General features: G+C 63.0%; 1 protein-coding gene. It reads left to right on the top strand.

Annotated features, from left to right (window positions below; genetic code table 11):
* Positions 1-237, top strand: a 237-nt coding sequence (locus tag Q4528_RS15900) for an alpha/beta fold hydrolase (RefSeq protein ID WP_303522716.1), incomplete at its 5' end; no start/stop codon positions are given.
* Position 238: the final 1 nt, after the last annotated feature.

The following is a 238-nucleotide window of genomic DNA, read 5'->3' as shown; positions in this document are numbered from 1 at the left end:
GGATTGACCCGCGACAGCCGCGATTTTTCCTATGTCCTGCCGCATCTGACCGGCTGTCGGGTGATCCGGCTGGATTATCGCGGCCGGGGGAAATCGGAATTCGCCGCTGATCCGCTCAGCTATAATATCCCGCGCGAGGCGCTGGATGTCGTGGAGCTGTTGGATCATCTCGGGTTGGACCGGGTGGCGATCCTTGGCACGTCGCGGGGGGACTGGTGGCGATGGCATTGGCCGTGAC

It is taken from the genome of Staphylococcus pasteuri, assembly GCF_030547725.1.
GTDB classification, from domain to species: domain Bacteria; phylum Bacillota; class Bacilli; order Staphylococcales; family Staphylococcaceae; genus Staphylococcus; species Staphylococcus pasteuri.
The sequence above is the reverse complement of the archived record's forward strand: the minus strand, read 5'-3'. Positions and strand labels throughout refer to the sequence as shown.